This window comes from Novacetimonas maltaceti (genome assembly GCF_002906255.1).
Taxonomy (GTDB): Bacteria; Pseudomonadota; Alphaproteobacteria; order Acetobacterales; family Acetobacteraceae; genus Novacetimonas; species Novacetimonas maltaceti.
Genome location: NZ_POTC01000095.1, coordinates 1 through 5059, shown reverse-complemented (window position 1 = coordinate 5059; position 5059 = coordinate 1). Strand labels below are relative to the sequence as shown.

The following is a 5059-nucleotide window of genomic DNA, read 5'->3' as shown; positions in this document are numbered from 1 at the left end:
CGCGCCTGCGCTACACTCTGTCTGCATCGGGTTTTCTTATAGCTTACGAAAATTTCTTTTGTGCAAAACAGACTTTTTCATAATCTAACCCGATGTACAACCCTTCTGTGAGATTTCCGCGTCGAACAGCGCCTGATGGCGGGCCTGCCCCTGCGTGAGATCGGGCAACCCTCCCGCACGGAGGCGAAGGCCAGCGCCTCCGCAACGGAGCCGTCCTGACCCCCGGTTGACCTGATGCCCCGCGCAGTCCTGGGATGCTGCCTTTTCTGCCAGGAAGGCGGCATCTCCCGCACTGGCCCGGCAGGGATCATGAAGCCCCTGCCCCCATTTCCCCGATAAATAATGGTTTCCAAAGGGCAATGCCCTTTGGCGGGTTTCAGGGCAGCGCCCTGACCCATGGGACAGACCCGTAAACAACCCACAGGCTGATATATCTTACAGGCAAGGCATCGCTCCTGCCCTGCATGCGGCATCTGTTGCCAGCATATCCCAACCAGTCGGGCTGCCCCCTCCCTCTCCACGATGCGACCACGACACGATGCCGCCCATGTGCGGTGGCGTGGTCGGTCAATGACCAGAGCTGTGTTTCCAATCCGGACGACGGCACAAGGGCATCAGAACAGGCAGGAATGTCACGATGCCCGACTTACATGATGTCAGTTGCAGTCTCCCGTGACCCCGGATGAAATTCCCGCCGTGTACGGGATGGGGCGCGACAGGAACATCCGCATATCCCATCTCTTTGCCGTGCCGCTGTACGCGGCAAAGAGATGGTCGGTGGACATATGGATCACCTCTACCTGCCCGGACGACGCAAGCCCCAGCAGGCATTCCAGACCCGGCCTGACGAACCTACGCGGACGACCGTCGCCGGAATTTCCACGAACCTTGTTCGCAGGGCATGCCCTGCCGGAGCCGGATAAAGCGGCCTCCGCGATCAGCCGGATCACCCATCCCCGTTACTACATATTGTAAATTCCTGACTGGCGGGTTTGTGCATCCGGTTTCCGTCAAAATGTTATCGAACTTAATGTATAAAATAATACGTAAGAATAGATAGCATCATCAGGCGTCCCTGCGACCGGAATGTTCAGCCTGCTGGCCACCGCCGCAGGAGACGGCAGCCTCCAGCAGGGAAGGGGGCATGACTGATGCTTTTACGAGGGTGTGCCGATCGCAGGCCCACTGGCCGCACGGAGAACCGTACAGGGCACGGCAGCACCATGACGTATCTCTTCGGATACCTCGGGCGTGGGTACAGGTCGGGACTTCGAAAGGAATGGAACAGCGCGTGCGGGGGACAGGTTCCATAAAGGACGCAATGTCGACGCGAAATCTCCCCACACAGCCTGAGCAGACCCGCATCAGGGATCGTCAGGCCATGTCCCCGCCATCATCAGGACCGGAAACAAGGGAGTTCCCTACAACGGGGACCAGAAAAGGGAAGCCGTGGGCGGGCAAGTTCCCGCCCACGGTGCATCAGCCGATTACCGTCAGGCGGATGGTTCAGTCTGCATCTGCGCCATTACCGTAGCGACGGTAAACAAAGGGCGGCGGCGTCACGGGCAATGCCGCAATCGCCGCAGTCACCCGGTCATGGGCCGGGGCACGTTCACAGACCGGATCGGTTGCGGCAGCATCCCCCGCCAGCGCCAGCGCCTGACAGCGGCACCCGCCCCAGTCCTTTTCGCGCTGGTCGCAGGTGCGGCAGGGCGCAGGCATCCAGTCGGTTCCACGGAACATGGTGAACAGCGGGGCCTCGTCCCAGATCGCGCCCAATGTCGCATCGCGCACATCGGGAATCTTCACCCCGGGGATGCTTTCCGCCGCATGGCACGGCAGCACCCGTCCGGACGGGGAGACATTGACGAAACGACGCCCCCATCCCCCCATGCACGGCTTGGGCCTGTCGGCATAATAATCGGGCGTCACATAATCGATGGACAGGCGACCGGCATACTGCGTCCGTGCGGCCTCTACCGCACGGGTGGCCTGTTCCACCTGTTCGCGCGTCGGCATCAGGGCATCGCGATTGCGCAGGCCCCAGCCATAATACTGCGTATGCGCGATCTCCACCCGCCGTGCGCCCATCCGGGCCGCAGCGTCGATCATCTGCGCCACGCGCCCGACATTTTCGCGGTAGATGACGAAATTGAGCGTCAGCGGCATGCCATCGGCCACCACCATTTCGGCGGCGGCCATCTTCTTCGCCTGTGCGCCCTTCATGCCGCCCACATGCTCGGCGTTGGCGGTCTCGATATCCTGAAATGACAGCTGCACATGATCCAGCCCGGCCTCCACCAGTGCGGCGAAGGAGGCTGGCGTCATCAGCACGCCCGACGTGATCAGGTTCGTATAAAGCCCGCGTCCCACCGCATGACGGACCAGTTCGGGCAGGTCGGGACGCGCCATTGGCTCGCCTCCGGAAAAATGCACCTGCAACACACCAAGGTCCGCCGCCTGATCAAGTATGTCGATCCATTGCGCCGTAGTCAGTTCATTGGCGCGTGGCTCCAGCGCCAGTGGGTTGGAGCAGTACGGGCACTGCAACGGACACCGGTGCGTCAGTTCCGCCAGCAGGCTCATCGGTGGCGCGGGCTTCTCCGTCATGGCAGCAGGACCTGCCGCGCCACAAGGTCGGCGGCCATTTCCATGACATCGCGCGCGATCAGGTCACGCGGGGCGGCAAAACGCGCGGCAAGGTCGGTTACGATCGCATCGAGCGTGCGCGTCCCATCGACAAGGCGCAGGATCTCCACCGCGACGGGATCGGGCAGGAAGGCGCGTTCGGGCGCCTGTATCACCCACTGGTCGCGCACGCGGTCATGCTGCAGCCGCACGCCACGGGCAAACCGCACAACACTGTCGGGCGTCAGCGTAGGGGCGTCCGTCATGGGAAGGTCGGCCGGAACGCGCCCGGCGGGATCCGCCCCGGCGTGACATAGGCATAATCCAGCGCATCAAGCATGGACCACAGCACCCCGCACTTGAACTTCAGCGCGCCAAGCACCGCTTCCTGCTGCTCGGCCGTGCGGGCATGTTCGCGGACATAGGACAGCGCGAAATCGGAATCACGCGGGGCCTGCGTCAGGCGCGGGTGGAAATAGGCCAGGGTCTCTCTGTTGACGAAATCATAGTGCCGCAGCATCCCTGACACGCGCTCGCTGATGATGGTCGGCGAAAACAGTTCCGTCAGGGAGGAGGCGATCGCCGCAAGGATCGAACGGTCACGGACGAATTCAACATAGGCATCGACCGCGAACTTCGTGGCAGGCAGCAGCCCCTCCAGCGACTCGACATAGGCACGATCAAGGCCCAGCCCGTCCGTCAGCTTCAGCCAGCGTGCCACCCCTCCGGTCCCCGGCGCATCGCCATCATGGTCCACCAGGCGCCGCCGCCATTCACGGCGCAGTTCCGCCGTGGGCAGGCGCGCCAGTAATGACGCATCCTTGGCCGGGATCCGGCACTGGTAATAATAGCGGTTCAGCGCCCATGCCTGCACCTGCCCCTGCGTCAGGCGACCATCATGCAGGGCACGATGGAACGGGTGGAGATTATGGTAACGCTCCGCCCCGATGGCGCGCAGCGCGGCCTCAAGCTCATCGGGGGAAAGTATCTGTCCGGTCATAGGGTAATCCTCATCCCGTCATGGGCGACATCCCATCCCTGCGCATTGGCCTGCTGGCGCTCCGCCGAGTCCGAAAGCAGTACGGGATTGGAATTGTTAATGTGAATCAGGATTTTGCGCCCGATATCGAGGTCACGGAACGCCTCAAACGTGCCGCCTTCGCCCATCAGCGACATATGGCCCATGCGCTGGCCCGTCTTCTCGCCGATGCCCGCGCGCAGCATCTCGTCATCGACCCATAGCGTGCCGTCAAAGAACACAAGATCCGCACCCGACAGGCGCTGCCGCAGCGCATCGGTCATGCGCGCGCATCCGGGGATGAAACAGACGCGGCGCGTGCCATCGGTGATCTCAAGGCCGATCGTCTCGCCATTTTCAACAATGGCGGCAGGGTCCGGCCCACGTTCGGCATAGAGCGGCACCTTGCCCGGCACCACGAAGGCACGGATGCCCAGCCCCGCAGGCGTGCCATCCACCAGATGCAGCGCGACATCCTGCTCCAGCGGCAGTTGCGTGCGCGTGACCACCTGCCGGTTCAGTGCCTCGAACACGGGATTGGCGTCCAGCGTCTCCAGAACCGCATCGGTAGCCAGCAATGTCAGGGGTTGGCGTTCACGCAGGGTCAGCAGGCCCGCGATGGTATCGACCTCGCCCCCCGTCAGGATCACGCCCGCGATCGGGGTGGAACGCAGTCCTTCCTGCGGGTGCAGGGCAGGGGTCTGGTTGATCTGGGTCCGCAGGTCGGGGGAGGCGTTGACGATGAACCAGTGCCGTCCGTCGCCACTGATGGCGATCGAGGCCTGTGTGCGGGGCAGTGCGGCGGGATCGCCGGACCTGGCCCGTCGGCAGCCATCGGCGTTGGAGTTCCATTGCGGGAACCCGCCACCAGCAGCAGCACCAAGAACGATGATGTCGATCATGGCCGACATTTATAAGCAAATCGCCACCCGTGACGAGACGGGTGGCGATGAAAACGTCTTACTTCTTTTCGCCGCAGACGTAGCTGTTGATTTCCGCGCCCAGGGGAACTTCAGTGATCTTGGGGGTGTTCCATGCCATGACTTTTCTCCATTTCCTGCGATGAAGGCGACAATCCTTCATACCCGGAGCATATTTGAACGCTGAATCCGAATGCGTTGCAACCGCCTCTCAGGTGCCTGACGGGCGATGGTGCGGGGAATGCCTTCACAATCCTGTGTACCCGGACCATTCCCCTATCCCGTTCCGCCCGCGCCGCCATTGCAAGAATTGCGTAGCGGCAATGCCCGCCGCTGTTGTGGGTTGCGAAGGCAATCCGGACGGATTAGCAGCCTGTCGGGTTGGGCATTTTGCGGCTGATAACGCCAAGGCTGACCTGGCTTATGCTGCCTGAAGCCGCGCCATTCTTTTACAGTTGTATGCGAGAGCAACGAGTGTCCATTCGGTCGTGAC

5 protein-coding genes are annotated in these 5059 nt (G+C 62.3%); all 5 read right to left on the bottom strand.

The window, feature by feature from the left end; translation table 11 throughout:
* Positions 1–1506: 1506 nt before the first annotated feature.
* Genes pqqE through pqqA form a run of 5 tightly spaced genes read right to left on the bottom strand, consistent with a single transcriptional unit; the run spans position 1507 to position 4687 of the window.
* Positions 1507–2610 (bottom strand): pyrroloquinoline quinone biosynthesis protein PqqE, encoded by a 1104-nt coding sequence (gene pqqE, locus KMAL_RS15945; protein WP_110096467.1) that lies wholly within the window; start codon positions 2608–2610, stop codon positions 1507–1509.
* A complete protein-coding gene (gene pqqD, locus KMAL_RS15940; RefSeq protein WP_110096466.1) occupies positions 2607–2894 on the bottom strand; it encodes a pyrroloquinoline quinone biosynthesis peptide chaperone PqqD in 288 nt (95 codons plus the stop codon). The genes pqqE and pqqD overlap by 4 nt, the downstream gene beginning before the upstream one ends.
* The gene (gene pqqC / locus KMAL_RS15935) at positions 2891–3628 is read right to left on the bottom strand and encodes a pyrroloquinoline-quinone synthase PqqC (RefSeq protein ID WP_110096465.1); all 738 of its coding nucleotides are present in this window, start codon (positions 3626–3628) and stop codon (positions 2891–2893) included. Before pqqC ends, pqqD begins: the two co-directional genes overlap by 4 nt.
* Positions 3625–4548 (bottom strand): pyrroloquinoline quinone biosynthesis protein PqqB, encoded by a 924-nt coding sequence (pqqB, locus tag KMAL_RS15930; protein ID WP_110096464.1) that lies wholly within the window; start codon positions 4546–4548, stop codon positions 3625–3627. Before pqqB ends, pqqC begins: the two co-directional genes overlap by 4 nt.
* A 58-nt stretch (positions 4549–4606) precedes the next feature.
* Positions 4607–4687 carry a pyrroloquinoline quinone precursor peptide PqqA gene (pqqA, locus tag KMAL_RS15925; protein ID WP_075595519.1) on the bottom strand — a complete coding sequence of 27 codons (81 nt, stop codon included), beginning with the start codon at positions 4685–4687 and terminating at the stop codon, positions 4607–4609.
* Between the last annotated feature and the right edge of the window lie 372 nt (positions 4688–5059).